The sequence below is a fragment of the Streptomyces sp. NPDC057287 genome, assembly GCF_042667905.1.
Lineage (GTDB): Bacteria > Actinomycetota > Actinomycetes > Streptomycetales > Streptomycetaceae > Streptomyces.
In genome coordinates this window covers 326343-352310 of the sequence record NZ_JBHUYV010000001.1, presented here as the reverse complement: position 1 = coordinate 352310, position 25968 = coordinate 326343, and the positions used below count along the sequence as shown (strand labels likewise).

Here is a 25968-nt window from a genome sequence, read left to right as displayed (position 1 = left end):
GGATCAACTACGCGGGTGACTCGCGGTCGAACGCCGAGATCAACTCCATCGGTGAGGACACGGGCACCTGCCCGCCGGTGAAGAAGTGAATCGCTGACGCCGAAGCGCGGGGCGCCGGCCGGACCGGTCGGCCACCGCGAAACCGTGACGTAGCCGGTCGGCCGTTCCCAGGCCCTTGATGTACTCGTTGATTGAGCTTGTTCTCCGGCACCGTGAACCGGAACCAGATCTCCGGGCTCGCTTCCAGGTCGGCCGGCTGCCCGAGACGCGTATCGCACCCGGAGCGCCCCGACCGGGGCGAGTGCGACGCCGCACATCTGTCACGGGTTCACCCTGCTGCCCGTTGTCGTGGGCGGTCAAGGCGCTTGGCGGACAAGCGATGTGCATCGGGCCAAGCAAAATCCTCACCGGCGTCTTCGCTGGTGAGGATGGGTTTGCGCCCCCGGCAGGACTCGAACCTGCGGCCAAGCGCTTAGAAGGCGCCTGCTCTATCCACTGAGCTACGGGGGCCGGGTGTCGGCCTGGTGCCCGGAAGGCGCTGGTTCAAGCCATCCGGGACCTTGCCGGGACAAGGATAGGGCTCAGATCACCTCGTCCCGGTTGCTTCACCTGCGTGGCACGATGTGGAGGTTCGGTGAAGCGAACCGATAATCGCAGGTGGGTGCGATTCATGCATCGCTTTTCGCGCCTCACGCCCCGGGTGTTGTGCAGTCGTTATGCCTGCGTCCCACTCGTCCCCTCTGTCCCCAAGGGTGGATCCGCCGCGCAGAGAGGCCTATACGCTTCAAAAAGGCGTCAAAATTGGGCATTCTTCACATGTGGTAACCATGGACGTACGGCCCCAGCTCATCGACGCACTTTCCGCCCTGCGCGACCGTGTCGCTGCCGTGCGTCTTCCACTTCCCCTGCCGGGGGCCCCGCGCGCCCGGCAGACGCGAACCGAACTCCTCGCCCAGCTCGACGACTACCTCGTACCCCGCCTCAAGGACCCCGAGGCGCCGCTGCTCGCCGTGATCGGGGGATCCACCGGCGCGGGCAAGTCGACGCTCGTCAACTCGCTCGTGGGATGCCGGGTCAGTGAGGCCGGTGTCCTGCGCCCCACGACGCGCACTCCCGTACTCGTCTGCCACCCGGACGACCACCACTGGTTCGCCGGTGTGCGGGTGCTCCCGCAGCTGACCCGGGTATGGCTGCCTCCGGGGCAGGTCACGGATCAGGACGGACTGGACCACCTCGGCGCCGACGGCGAGCGGGACGACGCCGTACTGCGGGTGGAGACCGCGGCGACGCTGCCCCGGGGGCTGGCGCTCCTGGACGCCCCCGACATCGACTCCCTCGTCGTGCGGAACCGGGTCCTGGCCGCCGAGCTCATCTGCGCCGCCGACGTGTGGGTCATGGTGACCACCGCGTCCCGGTACGCGGACGCCGTGCCGTGGCATCTGCTGCGCACCGCGAAGGAGTACGACGCCTCACTGGTCACCGTCCTGGACCGGGTGCCTCACCAGGTGATCGCCGAGGTGTCCCGGCAGTACGCCGCCCTGCTCACCAGGGCCGGTCTCGGCGAGGTGCCGCGCTTCACCATCCCGGAGCTTCCCGAGTCCGCGGGCGGCGGCAGCGGACTGCTGCCCACCACCGCCGTCGCGCCCCTGCGCGCCTGGCTGACCCACCGGGCCCAGGACCCGGCGGCCCGTCAGCAGGCGGTGGGACGGACGGCGTCGGGCGTCATCGACTCGCTCAACGTGCGGATGCCCGAGCTCGCCGGTGCGGTGGCCGCGCAGTACGCGGCGGCCGTGCGGCTGACCGGCGTCGTCGAGGAGGCGTACGGGAAGGAGCTCTCGCGCGTGAGGCGGAGGCTCCGGGACGGTGCGGTGCTCGCCGGCGGCGCCCGCACCCGGTGGCGCGGATATCCGCTCTACAGCAGTGCGGGTGAGCTGCTGGACGCCCTCGTGGAGAGTCTTGTGGCCCTGCTCCAGTGCGCCGTGGCGGCGTCCGACGAACAGATCCGCACGACCTGGCAGCGCGAGCCCGCCGCCGGGATGTTCCGGTTCGAGGACGCCGGCCGGGAAGCCGGCGGGTGGGGACCCGCCGAGGACATCCAGGGCCGTATCGGCATGGCCGTACGGCGCTGGCGGCGGGTCCTGGAGGAACTGGCCGAGGAGGAGACGCGGCTGCTCGAACGCAACGCCGCGCCCGACGCCGAGACCGTGGCGGCACTGCTGGCCGCAGCCCTGCTCGGCGGACGCCGTGCCAGGGGCGCCGGGGAGCAGCTCGCCGAGCGGATCGGCGCCCAGGGGGCGCTGCGCCTCCGTGACAAGGGCGGGGCGCTGCTCACCAGCTGTCTGGACCAGGTCATGCACGGCGAACGCGACCGGCGGCTCGCCCCGCTGGACGCGCTCGAAGTCGCCCCCGAGCCGCAGGCCGAACTCATTGCCGCGCTGTCCGTACTGCAGAAGGAGAGGTGGCAGCGATGACTGCCGTCACTGAACAGGGCCGGGACCACGGACAGGGACCGGAGAACGACGGCGTGGAGGAGGGCCGGGGGGACGAGGGGCGCCACTGGGACGACGGGCTGATCGCGCGCCGTGCCGCCGACGCCGTGCAGGACAACGGGGAGGGCGGGCAGGCCGTCCGGTCCGAGCCGGGGCCCCAGGACGAGCCCGGGCCGCAGGTCGAGGCGTACGGACTGCCCGGCAGCCCGTTGCGACCGCGGCTGGACGCGCTGCGTGAGCTGGTCGGACTCTCCCGCGCCCGGCTCGACGGCGACACCCTCGCCGAGGCGGGACGCGTGCTCGACGAGGCGTCGGCCCGCCAGCGGCTCTCCTCCCGGCACACGGTCGTCGCCATCGCAGGGGCCACCGGCAGCGGGAAGTCCACCCTCTTCAACGCGCTCGCGGGCGTCCAGATCTCCGACACCGGGCTCCGCAGGCCGACCACCTCGGCCCCGATCGCCTGCAGCTGGACCGACGGCGCCGCCGGGCTGCTCGACCGGCTGGCCGTCCCGGGCCGGCTGCGGCGCAGGCCGGTGCAGGGCGGCACGGCCACCGACGAGGCGCTCCAGGGGCTCGTCCTGGTGGACCTGCCCGACCACGACTCGGCTGCCACGGGCCACCGGGAGCAGGTGGACCGGGTCCTCGCCCTGGTCGACGCGGTGATCTGGGTCGTCGACCCGGAGAAGTACGCCGACGCGGCCCTGCACGAGCGCTATCTGCGACCGCTCGCCGGGCATGCGGAGGTCTCGTTCGTCGTGCTCAACCAGATCGACCGGCTCTCCGGTGAGGCAGCCGACCTGGTCCTGGACGATCTGCGCCGGCTGCTCGACGAGGACGGCATGGCGGTGGGGGAGCACGGCGAACCGGGCGCCACCGTCCTGCCCCTGTCCGCGCTGAGCGGGGCCGGGGTGGGCGACCTGCGCGAGCTGCTCGGCAGATTCGTCCAGGACCGCACGGCCGCGGCCCGCAGGCTCTCCGCCGACGTGGACGCCGCCGCCGCCCGGCTCCGGCCCGTGTACGTCGCCGAGGGCCGGCCGGGGCTGGGGGAGCGGGCCCGCGAGCAGTTCACCGACCGGCTCGCCGAGGCCGTCGGCGCGGCGGCGGCCGGGCAGGCGGCGGAGCGCGAGTGGCGCAGGAACGCGGGACGGGCCTGCGGGACACCCTGGCTGCGGCTGTGGCGCTGGTACGAGTCCACCCGGCAGCTGGGCGGTCTCGACCTGATGGCGCAGGCGCTGGCGCCGCCGGAGGAGGAGCTCACCGCGCGGCAGCGGGTGGAACAGGCCGTGCGGAAGCTGGCGGACGACGCGGTGGACGGACTGCCCGCCCCCTGGGCGCAGGCGGTGCGGGAGGCGGCGGTGAACGGGGCGAAGGGGCTGCCGGAGGCGCTGGACGAGCTCTCGCGGAACGCGCAGGCGGGGGCCGTCGGCCGGGGCCGCGGAGGCAACGGGGACACCGGATCCACGGCCCTGGGGACGGGAGGCAAGGGTGCGGCGAAGCGCGGCTCCGGTCTCCCGGTCACGGCCCCCGTCGCCGGTGTCCAGGGCGCCAGGGCCGCCAGGCCGCCGCGCCCGGCGTGGTGGCCCGCGGCGGTGCTCGCGCAGGCCTCGATGACGCTGCTTCAGATCTTCGGCGGGCTGTGGCTGCTCGGCCAGATCGTGGGCGTGATCGAACCCGGGCTGCTCGTCCCCGCCCTCCTCATGCTGGCCGGGGTGGTCGGCGGTCCACTCGTGGAGTGGTCCTGCGCGGCCGCGGCCCGCGGGCCCGCCCGCCGGTACGGGCAGGAGGCCGAACGGCGGCTCCGCGAGGCCGCCGCCGGCTGCGGCCGGGCCAGGGTCCTGGACCCGGTGGCGGCGGAGCTGGCGCGCTACCGCGAGGTCCGGGAGCGCTATGTGGCGGTGACGGAGTTGTCCACAACCGGCGGGTAATCCACAGGTCCCGGCAGGATTCCCGGTTCCCGTCCACCATGGTGTGCACGGGATCGGACAGACGCACCGGATCGTACTTCTTCGCACCGCATCGGTGCAGGGTGGACAGCGGGCCGGAAAGCGGACGGAATGTGGCAGGAATCGGGGGACGGGAAATGAACGAGACCTTGGTGACGCTGGTGGGAAACGCCGCGACGCCGGTGGACTTCCGGGAGACGGCGAGCGGATCGACGGCCAGATTCCGTTTGGCGGTGACGCCCCGGCGGTGGGACCGGGAGCAGCAGAACTGGGCGGACGGCCGCACCAGTTTCTACACGGTGTGGGCGCGGCGGACGCTCGCGGCGAATCTGTCCGGATCGGTCTCGGTCGGTGAGCCGCTCGTCGTGCACGGCCGTCTGAAAGTCCGCGAGGAGGAGCGGGACGGGGTGTGGAAGACCTCTGTGGACATCGAGGCCGTGGCTGTGGGGCACGACCTGACCAGGGGGACGGCCGCGTTCCGGCGGGTGGTCAGAGCCGATCCCACCCTTACGGCGCCTACGCATCGTCAGAAACCGGCCACAGAAATGGTATCGATGTCCTGAAGGAGAGGGGGCGCGCCGAACAGGGCGATAACGATTACGAGTCGGAATGCTTATGTGACGGCATGAGGGGGGATTCCTCTTCGCTCACTCCTTACGATTCCCCAGTACTCATGCGGCACTTGAGTTTGCTGGCGAGACACCTCCCACACGCACCTCAAGCGTGAAGGTCTCGCCCGGAGGGGAATTCTGTGTTTTCTGTGTCTTCAGCATCCACGTCGTCGACGGCGGCGGCGATGGAGGGCTCCCCAGGGGGCCGGAGCAAGGGCCACGGCCGCGGTCTCGTCAGGGCGGCCGCCGCGATGCTGGCCACCGGGCTGGTCGCTGCGGGAACGGTCATCGGAGCGACGGCCGCCACGGCCGCGCCGACGGACGAGTCGGGTCAGCACCAGGGTGGTGCGGTCGCCGTCCTGGACGGTCTGAAGACCTACGGCACCGCCGAGCTCAACACCGGTGAGGGCAAGAAGCCCCAGGAGCTGCCCGCCGGCCTGTTCGAGATGAAGGTCGACGGCGGCGGCACCATCCAGACGTACTGCATCGACTTCCACACGCCCACCAAGGACGACGCGAAGTACCTGGAGACCCCCTGGGACCAGTCTTCGCTCGGTGCCAACGCGGACGCCGGCAAGGTGCGCTGGATCCTTCAGCACTCCTACCCGCAGGTCAACGACTTCGCGGCGCTCGCCGAGAAGGCCGGCACCGGCCCGCTCGACGAGAAGACCGCCGCCGCCGGCACCCAGGTCGCCATCTGGCGCTTCTCGGACAAGGCCGACGTGACGGCCCAGGACGCGAACGCCGAGAAGCTCGCCGACTGGCTGGAGGCGAACGCCCAGAACGTCGCGGAGCCCAAGGCATCCGTGGGGCTCTCTCCGGCCGCGGTCTCCGGCAAGGCCGGTGAGAAGCTGGGTCCGATCACCGTCCACACCGACGCCGGCCAGGTCTCGGTGGCACCGCCCGCCGACGCCGCCGCCAGCGGGGTCCAGGTCACGGACAAGGCCGGCAAGCCCGTCACCGAGGCCGCCGACGGCACCGACCTGTACTTCTCCGTCCCCGAGGACGCCACCGACGGCTCCGCCTCGCTCTCCGTCCAGGCCTCGACCTCCGTGCCCGTGGGCCGGGTCTTCGCCGGGCTGATCAAGAGCCAGACGATGATCCTCGCCGGCTCCAGCGAGTCCACCGTCTCCGCGACGGCGACCGCCACCTGGGCCGAGAAGGGCGCCGTCCCGGCGGTGACCGCTGAGAAGAACTGCGCCAAGGGCGGCGTCGACATCACCACGAGCAACACGGGTGACGAGGCGTTCACCTTCGAGCTCGCCGGCACCGAGCACACCATCCCGGCCGGTGAGACCAGCACGGTGACCGTCCCGGTCGGCGAGGACGAGGCCTACGACTTCACGATCACCGGTCCGGACGGCTTCAGCAAGAACTTCACGGGCGTCCTGGACTGCGAGACCGCCGGCACCCCCGCCCCGGGTGACGACGTGACCACCCAGACCGGCTCCGAGCCCACGCCCGCGCCCGCCGCGAGCACGCCCGGCACCGAGGGTGACCTCGCCGCCACCGGCGGTTCCAGCGCCACCCCCGTCATCGCGGGTGTCGCCATCGCCCTCGTCGTCCTCGGCGGCGGCGCGGTCTTCTTCCTCCGCCGGAAGAAGACGCAGACCAGCGGTGAGTGACCGAACACGGGCGCAGCGGTAGGGCGCCGGTGAAGTGCCTGGTACGGACCCCCGTACCAGGCACTTCGCGTTCCCGGGCCCTCCGCGGGGACGTGAGGGGGGTGCGCCGGGCGTGTACCGGGGACCGGACGGGTTTCCTTCCGGGTGCGGACGTCAGGCAAGATGGGTGTATCTGCCCACACCTCTATTGCTGCCGGACGGTTTCTCTTGGCTGAGTTCATCTACACCATGCGCAAGACGCGCAAGGCGCACGGCGACAAGGTGATTCTCGATGACGTCACCCTGAACTTCCTGCCCGGCGCGAAGATCGGTGTCGTGGGGCCCAACGGCGCCGGTAAGTCCACGGTGCTGAAGATCATGGCGGGCCTGGAGCAGCCGTCCAACGGCGAGGCGTACATCACGCCCGGTTTCAGCGTCGGCATCCTCATGCAGGAGCCGAAGCTCGACGAGTCGAAGACCGTCCTGGAGAACGTCCAGGACGGCGCCGCCGAGATCATGGGCAAGCTCAAGCGCTTCAACGAGGTCGCCGAGCTCATGGCGACCGACTACTCCGACGCGCTCATGGACGAGATGGGCAAGCTCCAGGAGGACCTGGACCACGCCAACGCGTGGGACCTCGACGCCCAGCTGGAGCAGGCCATGGACGCCCTGGGCTGCCCGCCCGGCGACTGGCCCGTCAACAACCTCTCCGGCGGCGAGAAGCGCCGTGTGGCGCTCTGCAAGCTGCTCATCGAGGCCCCGGACCTGCTCCTCCTCGACGAGCCCACCAACCACCTCGACGCCGAGTCGGTGAACTGGCTGGAGCAGCACCTCTCGAAGTACGCGGGCTGCGTCATCGCCGTGACCCACGACCGGTACTTCCTGAACAACGTCGCCGAGTGGATCCTCGAGCTCGACCGCGGCCGCGCCATCGCCTACGAGGGCAACTACTCCACGTACCTGGAGAAGAAGCAGGCCCGTCTCAAGGTCGAGGGCCGCAAGGACGAGAAGCGCCAGAAGCGGCTCAAGGAAGAGCTTGAGTGGGTCCGCTCCAACGCCAAGGGCCGTCAGACCAAGTCCAAGGCACGTCTCGCCCGTTACGAGGAGATGGCGGCCGAGGCGGACAAGATGCGGAAGCTGGACTTCGAGGAGATCCAGATCCCGCCGGGCCCGCGTCTCGGTTCCATCGTCGTCGAGGTCGAGAACCTCTCGAAGGCCTTCGGCGACAAGGTCCTCATCGACGACCTGTCGTTCACGCTGCCGCGCAACGGCATCGTCGGCATCATCGGCCCGAACGGCGCCGGCAAGACCACGCTGTTCAAGATGATCCAGGGCCTGGAGACGCCGGACTCCGGCGCCATCAAGGTCGGCGACACGGTCAAGATCTCCTACGTCGACCAGTCCCGCGCCAACATCGACCCGAAGAAGACCCTCTGGGCCGTCGTGTCGGACGAGCTGGACTACATCAACGTCGGGAACGTCGAGATGCCCTCGCGGGCGTACGTCTCCGCGTTCGGCTTCAAGGGCCCGGACCAGCAGAAGCCGGCCGGTGTCCTCTCCGGTGGTGAGCGCAACCGCCTCAACCTGGCGCTCACGCTCAAGGAGGGCGGCAACCTGCTGCTCCTCGACGAGCCCACCAACGACCTCGACGTCGAGACCCTGTCCTCGCTCGAGAACGCGCTGCTGGAGTTCCCCGGAGCAGCGGTGGTCATCTCCCACGACCGCTGGTTCCTGGACCGCGTCGCCACGCACATCCTGGCGTACGAGGGCGACTCCAAGTGGTACTGGTTCGAGGGCAACTTCGAGTCGTACGAGAAGAACAAGGTCGAGCGCCTCGGCGCGGACGCGGCCCGCCCGCACCGCGCCACGTACAAGAAGCTCACGCGAGGCTGATCGAGTTGGCCCGTCACATCTACAGCTGCCCCTTGCGCTGGTCGGACATGGATGCCTTCGGCCACGTGAACAACGTGGTCTTCCTCCGCTACCTGGAGGAGGCGCGCATCGACTTCATGTTCCGGCTGGCGCCGGGGGACGGCTCGCCGTCCTTCTCGGGCGGGTCCGTCGTGGCCCGTCACGAGATCGACTACGTGCGCCCGCTGGTCCACCGGCACGCGCCGGTGACCATCGAGTCGTGGGTCACGAAGATAACGGCGGCGTCGCTGACGATCTCCTACGAGGTCAAGGACCCCGAGCAGGTCTACGTAAGGGCGTCGACGGTCGTCGTGCCCTACGACCTGGCCGAGGCGCGGCCCCGGCGGATCACCGCCGAGGAGAAGCTCTTCCTGCAGGAGTACCTCGACCAGGAGCCCGCCGTCGTATGACAGTGCCCGTACGGTCGCCGCGGTTCGCCGACGCGAGGGAGGCGGCGGACCTCGCCGCCTTCCTCGGCAGGCTGCTGCACTACGACCGCGCCGCCGCCGTCCGTCTCCAGGCGCGCGGCGGCGCGCTGGCCGTCTTCGGCCGGCCGCCGTCGTTCGAGGTCCTCGCGATCCGTACGGTCCGGCTGTCCGGTGCCCACGACTTCGACGTCACGGTCTCGGCCGGTGAACTCCTCGAAGCGGTGGACACGGACGGGGCCGGAGCAGCACCCGGCGTGAGCGCCCTGCCCGCGCCGGTCACGGGACCGCCGTGGGCGGGGATGCTGCCGCCCCGCGGCGGCTGGCAGGAACGCCCCGGACTGCCGGACCCCCTCGACCTGCGCACCGCGCTCACCGGCGCCGTGGCCGAGTTCCGGGCCCGGGACGCGGCACTGCCCGAGGACCGGCGCACCCGCGCCGAACGCGACCTGATCGGCCGCGACATCTGGTCCCGGACGGTCGGGGACACGGAGCTTCCGCTGCGCGCCGTGCACGCCGCCCAGTCCCTCGGCTTCCTGCGCTCCGCGCCCGGCTTCCCCGTCGCACTGCTCGCGGCCGGATCCTGGCTGCGGCTGCGCACGCCCTTCGGGTCGGTGGCGCTGCGGGGGGCGAGCGGCGGCCTCGGCACGCTCGCCGTGACCGTCGGTACCGTCTGAGGCGTGCGCCGCGCCTACTCCTTCGGCGCGTCCGGCCACACCCCGATGTGGTCCTGCTCCAGTTCGAGCAACACCCGGTGCTCCATGCCCAGCGCCTCGGTGTACTCCGCGGGCAGCTGCAGCCGGCCGGCCCGGTCGAGCATCGCGTACTCCCGCGCCACCTGGGACTCCTGCCCCGTCGCCGCGTCCACCTCGGTGCGCCGCAGCACCTCGGAGGACGTCCGGCCGTCGCGGATCGCGACCGTGCGGCGCACCTCGCTCGCCACCGCCTGGTCGTGGGTGACGATCACGATCGTCGTGCCGAGCTCCTCGTTGGCGCGGCGGAACGCCGCGAACACCTGCTCGCCCGTGGCGGAGTCGAGCTCACCGGTCGGTTCGTCGGCGAGCAGCACCGAGGGGTTGTTGGCCAGCGCCACCGCGATCGCCACCCGCTGCTGCTGACCGCCGGACATCTGGGCGGGGCGCCGGTCGCGGCAGTCGGCGACATCCAGCATCCCCAGCAACGACTCGGCCCGCGCGGCCCGTTCGCGGTTCCGCCCGCGACCGCGCAGCTGCATCGGCAGCGTGACGTTCTGGACGGCGGTCAGATACGACAGCAGATTGCGCGAGGTCTGCTGCCAGACGAAACCGACGATGTCGCGGCGGTAGCGCAGCCGCTCCTTCTGTCCCATCGCCAGCAGGTCGCAGCCCGCCACCTTCGCCGACCCGGCCGTGGGCACGTCCAGGCCCGCCAGGATGTTCATCAGGGTCGACTTCCCGCTGCCCGAGGCGCCGACCAGGGCCATCAACTCGCCTTCGGCCACCAGGAGATCGAGGCCCTGGAGTGCCTGCACCTCCACCCCGTCGGCGGAGAAGATGCGCACCAGCCGGTCGCAGGCGATCAGGGCGTCGTGCCCGTACGACGGCCGGTCGCGGCGCGCGGCGGCCCGCTGTTCGAGCTCCGCCAGGGTGGTCTCTGTCGACGATGTCACCGGGTGTCTCCTGCCCTGAGTTCCTTGATCGATCCGCGGCGGCTCGCCCACCAGGCCTGGACACCGGCCACGGTGGCGGCGAGGACGACCACGCCCACCGCCGGGAGCGCCAGCGACCGGAGGTCGGCCCGCAGCGTGGCCGCGTGCGAGGAGGAGGGGGCGCCGCCGGACAGTGCCAGTGCGCCCAGGTCGATGCCGGGGGCCAGCAGGGCGATGGTCGCCCAGCCGACGAGGAGCCCGCCGAAGGCGGCCAGCAGCGCCTGAGGCATCGCCTCGAACGCGAGCAGCCGCCGCCCCTGCCGGGTGGTGAGCCCCATGGTCCGCAGCCGGGCCAGGAGCGTGGTGCGCTCCGGCGCCGTCTGCAGGAGGGAGAGGAGCACGGCGAGCAGGGCGAATCCGGCGCCCGCGACGACCCCCGCTCCGTAGATCCGTTCGGCGCCCGACTGCATCGGGGTGTCCACGAACCGTTCGCGCTCCGCCGACCGCAGCCCCACCGTGACGACCGGCCCGGCCTCCTTCGCGGCGGCCCGCAGCCGCTCGGGGTCGAGAGGGGCTCCGGTGACCAGCAGCGTCGTGGGATCAGGCTGGGCGAGTCCCTTCGCGTCGACGATCAGGAACTCCGCGTCGCTCACCGCGGAGGTGCGTGCGAGCACCCCGGCGACCCGCACCCTGATGTCCCCGGCCTGCGACCGGATGGTGTGCGGGCGCTCGCCCAGCCGCTCCGCGAGCGCGGGCGAGACGACCGCCGGAAGGGCCTTGTCCCGTCCCGGCGCGCCCTTCAGCGCGGCCGTGGGGAAGGACGGCAGCCCGGTGGAGCGGGCCAGTCGCGCGTACGAGTCCGGTTCGACGCCCAGCAGGGTGGCGCGCTTCGTGGTCGACCTGACGTCCAGGGAGGCCGCGAGCGGAGTCGCGTACTCGATGCGTACGGCCGCCACGTCCTGGACCCCGTCCACCGCCCGCACCCGGCGGACGGTGTCCTCGGTGAGCGGGGAGAGCCCGCCCTCGCCGCTGATCCTCGCGTCCGCGCCGACCGCGCGCAGCGCCGCTGCGTCCCGCGCGTCCGCGACCCCCGCGAGGACCGAGCCGCCGAACGCCGCCGTCGTCAGCGCGATCAGCAGTGCCAGCAAGGGCAGTGTGCCGCTCGACGAGGCCCGGCCCGCGCGGGCCAGCGACAGGAAGCCGACCGCACCACGCAGCCGCGCCACGGGGCGGGCCGCCAGCCGCAGCGGCAGGGGGTAGAGCCGCACGAGGACGAGCGCGGCGATCAGCCCCACCAGGACGGGCGCGGCGCTCACCAGCAGATCGGCGCCGGAACCGGACGACGTGCCCCGCCGGCGCAACGCCGCGACCGCTCCGGCGGCCAGCACCAGCAGGGTCACCTCGGCCACCGTGCGGCGCCGGGTGGGCCGGGCGTTCATCATCTCGTCGCGGGCGCCGTGCAGCAGCGCCCTGCGGTGCTGCAGGGCCGTCCGCAGGGGCAGTACCAGGCAGACGAGCGCGGCTACGGCGGAGGCGCCCAGCAGGGCCGGCAGGAACCGGGCCTCGCCGACGAGCAGGACGGCCAACAGCAGCCCGAGCGCCGCCGCGGGCAGCACGGCCACCGCGGTCTCGGCGAGCAGCCGCCCGCCTATGCCCCGCAGCGAGCCGCCCCGGGAACGCAGCAGGGCCAGCTCGTGGTGGCGGCGGGCGCCGATCAGCCCGCCCGTCATCAGGAGGACCACGGCGGCCACCGCGCCGATGCCGACGGCGGCGACCGTGACGACGGGGCCGACGGCGGAGCGCATCGAGGAATAGCTGTCGAGGATCGCGTCCAGATCGGTCGTGAGCGTGGTGTTCGGCCCCGCGATGTCGCGCAGCTCCAGCAGACCGGGACCGTTCTCCACCGCCGCGACACCGGACTCCAGCGCGGGCACGTCGGCCGCTGTCAGCCCCGAGGCGTCCGGTGCCACGCGCCAGAACAGCTCCGGCTCCCCCGTGGTGGCGAGCAGAGCCGGGCCCGCGTCCGGGGGCAGGAGGAGCGTCGCCCGCCAGTAGAGGACGGGTGTCGGGGATCCGGGGTCCTGAACCAGGGACGGGGCGCGGAACAGCGGGTCGACCGCCCAGTAGGCGCTCTCCGGCCGCAGGGGCGCGACGATCCCGGTGATGCGTACGGTGAGCGGCTCTCCGCTCTGGGTGGGCACTCCGATGGTGGAGCCCGGTTTCATCCTCAGCGCTTCGGCCGTCTCCTCGGTGACGGCCGCCTCCACCTCACCGGTGCTCTGCGTCACCGGGCCCCGCGTGACGGGCAGGCGCCCCGACCGCAGAGTGCTGTGCTCGGGAAGAGCCGACGGGGCGGCGTAGGTGAGCTGGGGCGGAGACGCGTTGGGACGCGGGAGCCAGTCCTCGTCCGCGACCAGGGGCTTCGTGGTGTGCACGCCGTACGAGGAGTTGGGCAGGTCGGCGCGCACGGGGTCGGGGAGCGCCGCGACCAGCGCGTCGCCGGCGGACGACAGGGCCCTCTCCCGCAGCGCGCCCTCACGGACCGAGGCGGCCTGCCCGAGCGGGGGCGGCAGCGTCGTCACCTCGAGCACGCTCTGTCCCGGGGACGCGGCCGCGACGTCGTGCCGCAGCGCCTCCGTCTCGTACGCGTCGACGGAACGCGGGAACGCGGCGGCGAGGAAGGCGGTCAGGAGGACCAGGACGGCCAGGGCGGCGGAGACACCGGGGGCGGTACGCAGCCTCGTGCGCACCCAGGGAGCGCAGGCGGCCGGAATCTTGGCGGCGTTCATGTCAGTTGTCCCCCTGGTGGCGCAGCGATACCGCAGGATCGGCGCGGCGCAGTGTGATCGCGGCGACGATCAGCAGCGGCAGCGCGGCGACCGACGCCAGCAGGACCGCGACCTGCCCGGCCGGCAGCAGCACCAGCACCTCCGGCACCGGCCTGGCCGCCTGCCCGGTCAGCACGACGAGCGGCACGACGGCCCTGGTGAGCACCGCCCCGAGGGCGAGCCCGATCAGCAGGGCCAGGGTGATCAGCACCCCCTGTTCGGCCGCCATCATCCGGGCCAGTCGGCGCCTGGGCGCGCCCAGGGCCCGCAACACGGCGTTCTCGGCGGCCCGTTCGCGCTGCGACCCCACGAGGCCCACGGCGAATCCGACGGCCGCCAGGGCGGCGGCCACCACCGCGACGGCCAGCATCGCGGACTGCGGACCCGCCCCCAGCGGGTCGTCCGCCAGCTCCCGCGCCACCTCGTCCCGCACCCGCACCTGCGTAGGATCGGTCCCGGGCAGCGCACGCAGCTCCGCCGCCACCTCGGGGCCGTCGCCGGGCGCCGTGCTCAGCCACCATTCGGTGGGCGCGAGGGTGGCGCCGGACCGGTGGGCGAGCACCTGAGACACCGCTTCGAGGTCCAGCAGCAGGCTGCCGCCCGGCTTCGTGGACGAGTCCTCCGACGCACCCCCGGAGGCGTCCTGGGCCGCGCCGGGGCCGGTCGTCGGGAGCTCCCGCACCGCCTCGACCAGCTTCACCCGGACCGTGTTGCCCGCCAGCGTGAGGTCGACCTCCTGGCCCAGCTCCGCCCCCGCGTACGCCAGATACGCGTCGGTGGCCACCGCCCTGAGAGCGGGGGCTGCGGGGCGGGCCGCGGTGATCCGGAGCGTGCCGACCGCGTAGCCGCTGCCCCAGAAGGACTCGTCGGGCGGGACAGCCCCGGTGTCGTACCGGAAGGAAGGGGCGGCGCCCGAGCCGGCCACCCCCTGGGCCTTTTCGCCCGGGCGGGTCTCGCTCCCCTCGGACACGGTCGTGGCGGCGTTCCAGCGCACTCCGTCCGAGGCGGGTGCGGGCCGCTCGCCGCCGTCCGCGGTGCGGGCCCGGAGACCGGTCACCGAGACCAGCCGCTTCTCGGAGCGGGCCGCCGGCACGTCACCGTCCAGCTCGAAGCCGGTCACCGCCAGTTCGCCCGGCGCCGACACGGGGAAGGACAGGGTGTGCGCGCGGCCGTCGACGGGGACGGTTCCCGCCCCGATCCGGTAGCCGATCCCGTAACGGTCCTCCAGCAGCACGCTGACCATCGGTGCCGAGCCGGACGGCGACCTGCCGCCGGGTGCGGAGGTGTCCGTGATCCGCAGATCGAACAGCACCCGTTCACCGCCCCCGGGCAGCAGGACCCCGGCCCGCTCGGTCCTCGGCGGGGCTATCGCCGAGAACAGCTCCCGTGGCGACGTCCCGGAGAGGTCCTCCCGCATCAGCATCCGCTCGTCCGCGTGGCCGGTGTCCAGCGCGAGCACCTCGGCCGTCCGCCCGTCGGAGAGGTCGGCCGTCGTGCGGAACGCCGGAGCCGCCTCCCGCACGCCCGGCACGTCCGAGTACGCGGCGGCCTTCGCCGGGTCGCCGGACAGCGTGCCCACCACGCGCACCGACGCGCCCGACCTGAAGTCCGCCTGGTCGTCCTGCGATCGGTCCCAGGACGCGCTCTGGCCGATGGCCAGCATGCCCATCGCGGCCGACAGGACCAGCAGCAGCACCGGGCCCGCGCCGCGCAGCGGCCGGCGGCTGAACTGCCAGCCCGCCAGTGCCGACGAAAGCCCCCGTCCGCCGGCCGCCCGGCGCTCCGCGAGCCGGGCGGCGGGCGGGAGCAGGCGCAGGGTCAGGACGGTGCCCGCGAGCAGGGCCAGCGCGGGGGCGGCGACCAGCAGCGGATCGATGCCCAGCTCGCCCTCCCGGTCGCCGCTGAGGGCGCCGCCGCCCGATGCCCCGGTCTGCCGGTCCAGCTGCCAGTACGCAACCCCGGCGATCAGCAGCAGCCCGATGTCGGCGCCCGCCCGCACCGGAGCGGGCAGCGCAGCCGTCCTGCCGCCCCGGCGTCCGCCCGCGCCCGCCGCCAGCGCCGGGGCGACCACGGCGAGCGCGCACGCCAGCGCGACGGCAGACGCCGCCAGCCACACCGTGCCGTCCGCCCCGCCGTCGAGCCGCAGCCCGATCCTGCCGAGCTCGCTCCGCTCCGCGAGCAGCCGGGTCAGCGGACCGGCGAGCAGCGGAGCGACGACTGCGGCGGGCACCGCCAGGAGCAGCGCCTCGATCGCGGCCAACGAGGCGATCCGGCCCCGGGAAGCGCCCCGGGCCCGCAGGAGTTCGGTCTCGCCGCCCCGCTCGCTGGACAGCAGCCGGGCCACCAGCAGCAGGGCGTAGCCGGCGAGCAGGACGAGCTGCACGGCGACGATCATGATCGTGGAGCGGGACACCAGCAGGGCCCGCTCGATCTGGTCGATGACGGTCGGCAGCGAGGTGCGGACCGTGGCGCCGTCCCCGAACACCGCCGACGCGGACAGTGCCTTCGGCCCGTCCGTCGACGCCCGGCGCAGCGCCTCGGTCCGGCCGGTCGTCATCGTGCGGAAGTCGGCGGCGGCCAGCCAGGCCACCGGACCGGCGCTGACCCGGCCGGAACCGAGCACGGCCGGGTCGGCCAGCAGCGGGCCGTAGGTGGTGAAGACGACCTTGCGGGCGCCGCGCCCGCCGAGCGGATCCAGCCGCCAGTACGGGTCGGCCAGGTCGGCAGCCTCGTACAGGCCCGTGATCTCGATCGGCAGGGGCTTCTCGGCCAGCCGGTCCGTGAGGGTGAGCCGGGAGCCGGGCTTGAGCTTCAGCGCCTCGGCGGCGCCACGCTCCAGTGCCACCTGCACGGGTTGTTCCGCACTCCCGGCCCCGGCGTCCGGCATGCGACCCGCGGTCAGGCGCACACGGCTGCGGTCGACGGAGGCGAGGTGCGTCAGATCCGGCTGGCCGCGCTGTGCGGCGGACGCGCGCGGCAACGCGTACGGCCCCGAACTCTCCAGCTTCCGCACGGTCACCGGCAGCCCGTCGAACGTGTCGCGGGCCGCCCTGCGCACCGTGGCGTCGGCCTCCTCCCGCTGTTCGCGGTCCACCTCGGTCGAGACGAGGAGGGAGGCCTGCTCCGCGGAGCGGTGGGTGAGCGTGTGGCGCAGGGCGGCGTCGCCCGTCGAACCGGAGAACGCCGTAAGGGCGGCCAGCACACAGGTGGTGAGCAGCACGGCCAGGAGGGCGGCGGCAAGCAGGAGCCGGTGGGCCCGCGCCCGCAGAAAGACGAACCCCGTCACCTGATCCCCCGAACCTCAGCAGCCGCACGCCTCGCACGCCCCCCGGCGTGCTCCGGATGCTTTCAGAGTGCACGGGCTCCTGGGAACCGCTTGCGGGACGACCTTGACGGGATCGTGATCGTTATCCGGCCACGGAGCACCGGATTCCGCACAACGGCATCAGCCCTCGGTGTTGACCATCGAGGCGGCCGCGTAGGTCAGGTAGTCCCACAACTGCCGCTCGTGCTCCGGGGGAAGGCCGAGCTCGTCCAGGGCCACGCGCATGTGACCGAGCCAGGCGTCGTGCGCGGCCCTGTCCACCTGGAAAGGGGCGTGCCGCATCCGGAGGCGGGGATGCCCGCGCTGGTCGCTGTAGGTGCGCGGACCGCCCCAGTACTGCATCAGGAACAGGGCGAACCGCTCCTCGGCCGGGCCGAGATCCGCCTCCGGGTACATCGGCCGCAGCAGCGGGTCCTCCGCGACGCCCTGGTAGAAGCGGTGCACCAGGCGCCGGAAGGTCTTCTCGCCGCCGACCTGCTCGTAGAAGGTCTGCTCCTGAAGCGTGTCGCGCGGAATCTCTGTCACCCGTCCATGGTCGCAGACGCACCGGCCGAGGACCGGGGTCCTAGGACCCCGGTCCGTACCGGCAGGCTTCGTGGGCCCGCCGGATCAGTCGCGGCGGACCGTGATCGTCGTCCAGGCCCCGACGTGCACCTGGTCGCCGTCCTGGAGCGGGACGGGGACGTAGGGCTGGATCGGGTCCTCGGCGCCGTTGAGCGTGGTGCCGTTGGTGGAGTTCTGGTCGACGACGGCCCAGGTGCCGTCGGGCTGCTGCACCAGCACGGCGTGCTGGTGCGAGACACCCGGATCCTCCGGCGGCACGGCGAGATCGATGTCGGGGGACTCGCCGGTGCTGTGCCGGCGGCGGCCGATGGTGATCTGGTTGCCGGTGAGCGGGAGGTGCTGCTCCGGGGAGTACGCGGGCAGGTTCAGCCCGGTCGCCTCGGGGCCGCTGCGCTGCATCATCGCCAGGAAGTAGTCGCGGTCCGGGGCGATGACGGCCTTCCAACTGCCCGGTCCCTGGTCCGGTCCGCCCTGGCCAGGGCCCTGGCCGGGGAACTGCTGCTGGGGAGGCTGCGGGGCAAGAGGCGCCTGCGGGCCCTGCTGGAAGCCCTGCGGGGGCTGCTGCTGCGAGGGCGGCGGCAGCATCCAGTCGTCGCCACCGCCGGTCTGCGGTGCCTGCGGCCGCTGGGGCGCGGGCGGCGCGGACTGCTGCTGGAACGACGGCGGGGGAGGCGGCCCCTGCCGCTGCGGCTCGAACGGCGACGGCGGGCCGCCCTGGCCGGGACCCTGCTGGCCCGGGACCTGCTGACCGGGGCCCTGCGGGTTCGGTCGTCCCTGCGGGTCGAACGGCGAGGGCGGGCCGCTCTGCCCGCCGGGGCCCTGCGGGGCGAACGGAGAAGGCGGGCCGCCCTGCTGTCCGGGCCCCTGCTGTCCGGGCCCCTGCTGTCCGGGCCCCTGCTGTCCGGGCCCCTGCTGTCCCGGACCCTGCTGCCCGTGCCCCTGCGGGCCCGGGCCGCGCTGCGACTCGAACGGGGACGGCGACTGCTGCTGGAACGACGGCGGAGGCGGCGGCCCCTGCTGGAACGAGTGCGGGGGCGGCGGGCCCTGCCGGCCGTCCTGCTCCGGCGAGAGGGGCTCGGCCGGCCGGTTCATCTGCGAAGGCCGGGAGCCCTGGTACTCGAACGGATCCCGCTGCTGCTGCGGCGGGCCCTGCTGTGCCTGGAAGCCGGGCGGCAGGTTCAGCCCGGGCGCCGGTGCGCCGACGCCCCCCTGAGGGGCCAGCGGTGTGTACGACGTCGCCGTGTTCGTGAGGAAGTTCCAGCGGCACTCCTCGCAGTACGGAGCCATCGCCTCACGCGGGGTGCGGCACTGCGGGCAGAGCTCGGCCTGGGCGGTCGGCTCCCCGGAGCCGGGCCCCTGCGGATAGCCGTAACCGGGTGCGGGCGGCGGGGGAGGCGGCGGCGGGACCGCGCCCGCGGGCGCGTTCGTCCCGGCCATGCGATGTCCGCAGACCTCGCACCAGTCCTCGGAACCCGACTGGTGTCCGTTCGGGCAGGTCGGCATGTCGGCGCTTCCCCCTCTCCTCGTCCGGCCCGGAGGCCGTCATGCGTGTCGGTGCACCGCCCGGTCGGCCGGGCGGCTCTCCGTACGGTTGTGTCGTTGTCGACCGCGCCGCTATTTCTTGACGCGAACTGTCTTGGTCGAGCGCGTTTCGAGTGTCATCTCGTCCGCTTCCGCGACCCTTGCTTTCAGTCGCACAGTACCCGTCGCCGCATCGACGACGTCGACCACCTTCGAAAGCAGTTTCGCAGTATCCGCGTTACCGGAGGCCGACGCGAGCTGCACCGCGCGGCCCAGTTTGGCCGTCGCGCCGTCGAAGTCGCCCGATTTGCGCGCATCCAGTCCCTGCTGGATGACCTGCGCCAGTTCGGCCTGCCCCGTGTAGTGCGCCACCTGGGGGTTGATCGAGGTGGACGCGGCCATGTCGTCCGTCCACACGGCCCGCACGAGGCCCTGGGAGAGGGTTCGCGGAGCGCCGCCGTCGGACGGCGCCGGCAGGATCAGCGAGACCCGGGCCGCCAGCATCTCCTGGCCGATCCCGGCCTGCGGAACCCTCACGCACACGTGGTAGTCCCGGGACTCGTCGCCCCAGGACCCGGTCGGGTAGTCACCGGATCGCGGCCCCGACTCGGTGCGCCGGCCGGTCAGTTCGGCGACCGTCGGCGCCACCTGCTTGACGAACACGATCTCGACACCGACGGGCGTCCAGAGCCGCAGCGCCACGTCCGCGACCTCCTTGCCCATCGCGTTCTCCATCATCCGTGTGAAGTCCGCGGCCAGGCCGGAGGGATCGGCGACGATGTCCGCCGTGCCGAGCAGGGCCGAGGCGATCGCTGTGACCTCTTTCACCTCCCAGTCGGTGCCGACACCTCTCGCGTCGCAGGTGAACCGGCCCGCGCAGGAGTCCAGGGCGGCCCGCAGATCCTCCGGGGACTCGTGCTCGTTGCGCCCGTCGGTGAGGAGGATGCCGTGCCGGATGTCCACCTCGGCGGCGCCCAGCAGCCGGTCGGCCAGCCGCAGCCAGGTCCCGATGGCGGTGCCCCCGCCCGCGCTCAGCCGGCGCAGGGCCTCCTTCGCCTGCGCCTTGGTCCGCGGATCGGCCGTCGCCAACTGCCCGTTGCCCGGGTACACGTCGTTGGCCACATGCGTACCCGCGACCACGGCGAACCGCGTGCCGTCACGCAGGGTGTCGATGGCCGCCGCCGTCGCGTCGCGCGCGTTGCGCATCTTCGTCGGCGGGTAGTCCATCGAGCCGGAACAGTCGACCATGAGCACCACGGCGGCGTTCGGAGCCTGCCCCGGGACGCGCGCGGAGGCCGGGACACCGTCGGCCAGGGGCACACCGCCCGTCGTCCCCCCGCCCGTCGACGTGACGGTGACGATCGCGTTGACGTCACGGCCGCCCTCGGGCAGGAATTCGTTCTGGTACACCTCGACGGAGAACTGCGGCACGTTGGACTTGGAGAAGTTGGCCATCTGATCGGCTCCTTGAGGCTCCACGTATGTCAGACGAAGACAGGTGTGCGGACAGAGTTCAGAACGAAGGACGAAGGACGACGGGCGAACGACGACAGGGCACTGGGGCGCGCGAGGCAGGAAGACGTGGGAACGACGGGCCGGTCCGCCGGCCGGGCACCGGCGGACCGGGCGCGGCTCAGGCCGATCCTGCCCCGGGTGCCGCCACGGCGAACGGCAGCAGCGCCACTGTTACGTTGTCGTGGCCCCCGCCGTCGAGCGCGTGACCGACCAGCACCTGCGCGCCGTGCAACGGCCGTTCGTACGCGTCGGCCGGCACGGCCGCGGCCATCTCCGCGGCCGCCTCCGCGTAGTTCCACAGGCCGTCGGTGCACACCACCACCAGGCCGGGCCGGTCCGGTTTGAAGGACGCGGTGTGCGGCTCCAGTTCGTAGGCGTCGGCGCCGAGCCAGCCCGTGATGGCGTGGGCGCGCTCGTCGGCGTACGCCTCCGCCTCGTTCATCAGGCCGGCCGCCACCATCTGCGCGGCCCAGGAGTCGTCCTCCGTGAGCCGGGCCGGCGGATTGGCGCGGTCCTCGGGGACCCAGTAGACGCGGCTGTCGCCGACCCAGCCGACGACCAGCAGGCCGCCCGCCATGATCGCGCCGACCAGGGTGCACGCCGGGGCGTTCTGGTGACGGTGCTGATCGTGCTCCAGCGCCTGGCCGGGGTCCTGGGCCAGTGCGTTGACGGCCTCCGACGCCGCCAGGATCGCCTCGTGCATCGCCTGCTGCGGGTGGGTCCCGAGCGGCAGCGACTCCAGCAGCGCCTCGTTGGCCGCGCTCGCGGCCGCGGCCGACGCCTCGTCGGGTCGGCTCGCGGACGAGACGCCGTCGCACACGACGGCGACGACCGCCGGCGAGCCGTCCGGCAGGGCGGTGCAGGACACCGCGAACGAGTCCTCGTTGCGGTGGTGGCGCAGGCCCCGGTCACTGACGGCCGCCACCGAGCCGAGCTCCTGCTCCATGTGGTCACGCTCGCGCGGCTGGGCGTGGCCGCAGTTCTCGCAGTAACCGTCGGGGTCCACCTGGCCGGAGCGGCAGGCCACACAGACCTTGGCACCGGCCGCCGAGCCGCCCGCGGTGGCGTGCTCCACCGTGCGGGGGTCGGGCGCGGCCAGTTCGAAGTCGCCCGAGGACCCGTCCGTACCCTCCGGAGCGGCGCCGCCCGGCTCGTCGAAGCGGACCGCCGCCCGCTCCGCGGTGGGCAGGGGCTTGCCGCCCGAGTCCACGCCCGGGAGATCGGCCGGCCGGTGCGTCGGCGCGGGCAGGTCGGAGCTGTCCGTCCCGGAGGCCGTCGGCCACTCCACGGGACCGGCGGCGGATGCCGCCACTCTCTGTGCGGGCGCCGTGATGGCGACCGTCGGACGGTCGCCCGGCGGCGCCGGCACGGCCGAGAGGTCGTACCCGCACGCCCCGCAGAACAGGTCGCCCGATTCCAGCGGTTCCTCGCAGCTGGGGCACCCCGGCAAGGAGGCCTGCTGGTGGATCTGTGACATCTTCACACCCAGGTCCGGGGGCGGAAACGGTTGGCCCGCTCCACCAGTTCGATCCTCTCGTCGCCCCGCTGTGCGAGCCGGGCGAGCATCCGGTACGAGCGTTCGAGACCGAACCTGAGGCCCCGCTCGTCCAGCTCGCTGCCCAGCACCGTCCTCGGGGCCGCGGTCGCGGGGGAGGACGGAGCCGCCGGCTGAGCCGTCGGACTACCGGAGAGTACCCAGTCGAGTGCCGTACCCAGTACCTCGGTCGACAACCGTTCGCGTCTCACCGCGTCCAGGCCGTAGCCCTGCAGCGCGGTCACCTGGTCCGCGGCCGCGGACAGGTCGTGGATGAGCGGCTCGTGCGGGGCCCGCTCACGGAGCCGGGCCCGCACCGAGGCCACCCGGGCCGCCGTGTAGTGGATGGACGACTCCGGTACGGACTCCAGGGTGTGCACCGCCGCGGCCCTGTTGCCGGCGGCGATCTGCACCCGGGCCAGACCGAAGGCCGAGCTGACGAAACTCGGGTCGGTCGCCCACACCAGGCGGTAGTACTCCGCGGCGTTGTCCAGCTGGCCCAGCACCTCCGCGCAGACACCCAGCGCGAGCTTCGGCGCGGGCTCCCCCGGAAACGCGTCGTAGACCGCGTCGAAGGACAGCGCGGCGTTCTCGTGGTCACCGGTCACCAGTGAGGCGATGCCGCGGTACCAGACGACCCTCCAGTCGTCCGGGTGCTGCGACTCCACCACCGTCAGCGCCCGCACGGCGGAGGCGAGTTCGTTCATCTCCAGGCGGGCGCGCAGCTCCCGCAGCCGGGTCTCGAGCGAGGCCGCGGGCACGGAGTGCAGCGCGGAGATCAGCTCGGCCGGGGCCGAGGTCATCACCCCGGCCAGGAAACCGGCGTTGGGATCGTTGGGGTCGACCCGGGGGACCGGCAGGGCCAGCGAGGTCGCCCGGGCGTCGAACGCGGCGAGCCGGGGGCCGCCGCCCGGGGAGAGCCCCGGCAGAGGCGTGGGCGCCACGACCGCCGCGCGGGGTGCGGGGACGACCGGGAGAGGCGGTGCGTACGCCTGCGCGCCGGCCACCGGCCCGCTCCCGGTGCTGCCCCGGACGTGGGTGTCGGGCGCGTACACCGGACCCGCGCCGAACGGCGCTGCCGGCACCGCCGCGACAGCGGGGGCGGCGGGCAGGGCCGGAGCGGGGAGTGTGGTGGTGGGGCCGGAAGCCCTGCGGCGCCCGAAGCGCCCCGCACCGCCGGACGGGCCCGTCCGGGCACCGAGCCGGGACACGTCGTCGGTCAGCTCCGCGAACAGCTCCGTGTCCGTCACGCGCGGTTCCGTGCCGAAGAGGGTGGAGAGCGCCGGGCGCGGGCGGCCCGTCTGCAGGGCGACCACCTCCCGCAGCACCCCGGTCAGCTGTTCCGCCATCTCCGTGGCCGAGGAGAACCGGCGGGCGGGGTCCGGGTCCGTGGCCCGCACGAGCAGCCGGTAGAACGACTCGTACCTCCGGAAGACCTCGATGTTGTCCGGATCGGGCAGCGAGTCCACGAAGACGTTCGTGTACCCCTGGAAGTCGAAGGTCAGCACCGCGAGCGTCCGCGCCACCGTGTAGAGGTCGGAGGCGACGGACGGGCCCGTCTCGGCCACCTCCGGCGCCTGGTAGCCGACGGTGCCGTAGATGGCCGACTCGTCGTCGTCCATCCTGCGCACCGCGCCCATGTCGATGAGCTTGAGCTGGTCCTCGGTCTGGATCGCGTTGTCGACCTTGAAGTCGCAGTACAGGAGGTTGCGGCTGTGCAGGTGGCCCAGCGCCTCCAGCGCCTCGATCCCGTACGCGCAGGCCTGCTCGACCGGCAGCGGGTCGCGCCTCCCGGCCGGGGTGCGGCGCTCGTTGGCGATCTCCTTGAGCGCCTTGCCGCCGACGTACTCCATCACTATGTAGCCGTCGAGCGAACCGGTGCGCTGGTCCAGGTGCTCCACGAAGTTGTAGATGCGGACGATGTTGGAGTGCTCGATCTCCGCGAGGAAGCGCCGCTCGGAGATGGCCGCGGCCATGGCGTCCTGGTCCCCGGTGTCCAGCAGGCCCTTGAGGACCACCCAGCGGTCGGAGACCGCGCGGTCCACGGCCAGGTAGACCCATCCGAGCCCGCCGTGCGCCAGGCAGCCCGCGACCTCGTACTGACCGTGCACGATGTCGCCGCCGCGCAGCTTGGGCACGAAGGAGTAGGGGTGACCGCACTTGGTGCAGAACCCCTCGGTGCGGCCGGGCCGGTCCCCGCGGGCCCGGCCGACGGGCGCGCCGCAGTCGGAGCGTGAGCAGAACCGCTTCCGCTCGGGTACCTCGGGGTTCTCCATCACCGCCGCGTGCGGGTCGGGCCGCGGGACGTCGGGGACGAGCACCAGGCCTGCGCCCAGCCTGCCGCGCCCGGAGGTGGAGCCCGTGGAGGATCCCGAGGAGCGCACCGACACCGAGCGGGACGTGGAGTTGCCCGACAGGGACCGGGAGAGCCGCCCGGAGACCGAACGCCGGGAGGTCGACGAGCGGGACGAGGAGCGGGCGGACGCCTGCGAACCCGTCCGCTGCGAGGAACTGCTGCTCCCCTTGCCGCCGGCCGCCCTGCCGCCGCCCGCGATGCCGGTGGGCGGCGAACTCACCATGCCCGTCGGCGACACGACCGGCGCGAGCCCGCAGGTGCCGCAGTACAGCTCACCGCCGCCCATGTCCTCGTAGCTGCCCTCGCACGCGGGGCGCTGGCACTCCGTACTCATGATGTCTCCCCCTGTCCGTCGTGCCCGCCCGGACGGCGCGGTGTCAGCAGATCGGTGGCGGCGCGCTGGTAGCGCAGCACCGCCTGTTCGGCGACGCGCAGATCGCACGGCGCGCTCCACAGCATCCGGCGGGCGGCGTCGTAGCGCTCGATCAGCAGCGGGTCCTCGGCCAGGCCGTGCCGGGCCACCTTCGCCCTGTACGCGTCCAGCCTGCCGCGCAGCTCCGCCCGGACCGCGAGCGGCCCCGTGACGGACGTCAGCGACTCCCGGGCGCGCAGCAGTTCGTCCTCGGCCTCCCGCTCCAGCGATTCCAGCAGAGGCGACAGCCGGTTCCACTGGGCGTGCCTGCGGTACGCCGACGCCGTCGCGAGCCGCTCCTGCAGCACGGTCGGCGGTCCGCTGACCGCGGGCACCTCGGATGCGGCGATCTTCGCCAGCACCTCGCCGCGCGCCAACCGGGCCTCGGCGAGCGTGCGGTTCGCGCGCGACAGCAGGTCACGCACCTGGATGAGGCGCTGCTCGGCGTCCTGCCGGACCGCCAGCACCGCCTCGATCTCCCGGCGCACGTCCTCCAGTGCGAGTGCCGCGCGGTCGTAGCGCGTGGTGTCGGGCCGCCCTCCGCCGGGCGCGGCACTGCCGGGTGCCGGCACCCAGAACGCCAGTGGATCCGAGATCACCTGCTTCCGCAGCGCGGCCAGCTCCTCGGCGATCGACTCCAGGTCGTCACCGGCCGGATGCTCCCCGGGCCGCACCCCGACGGAGTGCGCCAGCGATCCGGTGCGGCGCAGCTCGGCGGCCAGCAGGTCTATCCGGGCGGGCAGCGCCGACCATACGGAGTCCGACGCGAGGATCATGTCCAGCGCCTCGGCGTACAGCTCGTTCATCCGGGCGACCAGCTCCTCCAGCGTGAACCGCTCGGAGAGCCGGGCCGGGCGGGTGAGCGAGACACCGGGGCCGGTCGCCCCCTGGTTCGCCACGGTCACACCGTCGCCGCGCAGCAGGTCGGTCAGGGCCACCAGATCGCTCCTGCCGGGGTAGCGGCGCCTTGACCGGATCTCACGGGCCGAGGCCAGCGCCTCGGTGTAGGCGTCGAAGTACCGCCAGAGCAGCGTGATCGACCGCTTGGTGGAGCCCCAGCGCTCCTTGGTGACACCGGCCAGGGTGGCGCCCTCCAGGAGCCGGCGGCCGGCATGCTCCTCCAGGGCGAGGAGCGAGGTCTCGATGGCCTCGTGCTCCGCACCGAGCCGGGCCAGCGTACGGTCCGCCTCGTCCCGGCCCATGACCGGGCCGGGGGGCCTCCCCGCGAAGCCGGGGAAGGATCCCGCCACGCCCATCGATCACCTCTCCGTTCCAGCCGCCGGACCCGAGGGCCCGGACAGGT

General features: G+C 73.2%; 16 protein-coding genes and 1 tRNA gene. 7 read left to right on the top strand and 10 right to left on the bottom strand.

Translation table 11 applies throughout. The annotated features are described in order from the left end of the window. Positions 1 to 437: 437 nt before the first annotated feature. A tRNA-Arg gene (locus ACFUNE_RS01545) sits at positions 438 to 510 on the bottom strand. A 317-nt stretch (positions 511 to 827) separates the two neighbouring features. Here ACFUNE_RS01545 and ACFUNE_RS01540 point away from each other — a divergent pair. The 7 genes from ACFUNE_RS01540 (at position 828) to ACFUNE_RS01510 (ending at position 9660) form a co-directional block, all read left to right on the top strand. Next, entirely contained in the window at positions 828 to 2471 is a 1644-nt protein-coding gene (locus ACFUNE_RS01540) for a dynamin family protein (RefSeq protein ID WP_383561027.1), read from the top strand. Further along, on the top strand, positions 2468 to 4414 hold the full coding sequence (locus ACFUNE_RS01535) for a GTPase (RefSeq protein WP_383561025.1): 1947 nt from the start codon (positions 2468 to 2470) through the stop codon (positions 4412 to 4414). The genes ACFUNE_RS01540 and ACFUNE_RS01535 overlap by 4 nt, the downstream gene beginning before the upstream one ends. Positions 4415 to 4569: 155 nt before the next feature. Further along, a complete protein-coding gene (locus tag ACFUNE_RS01530) occupies positions 4570 to 4995 on the top strand; it encodes a single-stranded DNA-binding protein (protein WP_383561023.1) in 426 nt (141 codons plus the stop codon). A gap of 233 nt (positions 4996 to 5228) precedes the next feature. Beyond that, positions 5229 to 6668, top strand: coding sequence for a Cys-Gln thioester bond-forming surface protein (locus ACFUNE_RS01525; protein ID WP_383561670.1), 1440 nt, complete (start codon positions 5229 to 5231; stop codon positions 6666 to 6668). Positions 6669 to 6875: 207 nt separating this feature from the next. Beyond that, positions 6876 to 8540: an energy-dependent translational throttle protein EttA gene (ettA, locus tag ACFUNE_RS01520; RefSeq protein ID WP_383561021.1), complete on the top strand. Its 1665-nt coding sequence runs from the start codon at positions 6876 to 6878 to the stop codon at positions 8538 to 8540. 5 nt (positions 8541 to 8545) lie between these two features. Next, positions 8546 to 8968, top strand: a complete 423-nt coding sequence (locus ACFUNE_RS01515) for an acyl-CoA thioesterase (RefSeq protein WP_383561019.1) — start codon at positions 8546 to 8548, stop codon at positions 8966 to 8968. After that, positions 8965 to 9660, top strand: coding sequence for a hypothetical protein (locus ACFUNE_RS01510; RefSeq protein ID WP_383561017.1), 696 nt, complete (start codon positions 8965 to 8967; stop codon positions 9658 to 9660). Before ACFUNE_RS01515 ends, ACFUNE_RS01510 begins: the two co-directional genes overlap by 4 nt. 14 nt (positions 9661 to 9674) lie before the next feature. Here the strand turns inward: ACFUNE_RS01510 and ACFUNE_RS01505 are convergent, their stop codons facing one another. The 9 genes from ACFUNE_RS01505 to ACFUNE_RS01465 form a co-directional block, all read right to left on the bottom strand. Next, positions 9675 to 10631, bottom strand: coding sequence for an ABC transporter ATP-binding protein (locus ACFUNE_RS01505; RefSeq protein WP_383561015.1), 957 nt, complete (start codon positions 10629 to 10631; stop codon positions 9675 to 9677). Next, positions 10628 to 13399 (bottom strand): FtsX-like permease family protein, encoded by a 2772-nt coding sequence (locus tag ACFUNE_RS01500; RefSeq protein ID WP_383561013.1) that lies wholly within the window; start codon positions 13397 to 13399, stop codon positions 10628 to 10630. The genes ACFUNE_RS01505 and ACFUNE_RS01500 overlap by 4 nt, the downstream gene beginning before the upstream one ends. A 1-nt stretch (position 13400) precedes the next feature. Then, positions 13401 to 16724, bottom strand: a complete 3324-nt coding sequence (locus tag ACFUNE_RS01495) for an FtsX-like permease family protein (protein WP_383561011.1) — start codon at positions 16722 to 16724, stop codon at positions 13401 to 13403. A 159-nt stretch (positions 16725 to 16883) separates the two neighbouring features. After that, positions 16884 to 17288 carry a globin gene (locus ACFUNE_RS01490; protein WP_383561009.1) on the bottom strand — a complete coding sequence of 135 codons (405 nt, stop codon included), beginning with the start codon at positions 17286 to 17288 and terminating at the stop codon, positions 16884 to 16886. An 84-nt stretch (positions 17289 to 17372) separates the two neighbouring features. Then, entirely contained in the window at positions 17373 to 18830 is a 1458-nt protein-coding gene (locus ACFUNE_RS01485) for an FHA domain-containing protein (protein WP_383561007.1), read from the bottom strand. Positions 18831 to 18941: 111 nt separating this feature from the next. Further along, positions 18942 to 20303, bottom strand: coding sequence for a VWA domain-containing protein (locus ACFUNE_RS01480; RefSeq protein ID WP_383561005.1), 1362 nt, complete (start codon positions 20301 to 20303; stop codon positions 18942 to 18944). A 178-nt stretch (positions 20304 to 20481) separates the two neighbouring features. Beyond that, positions 20482 to 21840, bottom strand: a complete 1359-nt coding sequence (locus tag ACFUNE_RS01475) for a PP2C family serine/threonine-protein phosphatase (protein ID WP_383561003.1) — start codon at positions 21838 to 21840, stop codon at positions 20482 to 20484. 2 nt (positions 21841 to 21842) lie between these two features. Next, on the bottom strand, positions 21843 to 24587 hold the full coding sequence (locus tag ACFUNE_RS01470; protein ID WP_383561001.1) for a tetratricopeptide repeat protein: 2745 nt from the start codon (positions 24585 to 24587) through the stop codon (positions 21843 to 21845). Further along, the gene (locus ACFUNE_RS01465; protein ID WP_383560999.1) at positions 24584 to 25921 is read right to left on the bottom strand and encodes a hypothetical protein; all 1338 of its coding nucleotides are present in this window, start codon (positions 25919 to 25921) and stop codon (positions 24584 to 24586) included. The genes ACFUNE_RS01470 and ACFUNE_RS01465 overlap by 4 nt, the downstream gene beginning before the upstream one ends. Between the last annotated feature and the right edge of the window lie 47 nt (positions 25922 to 25968).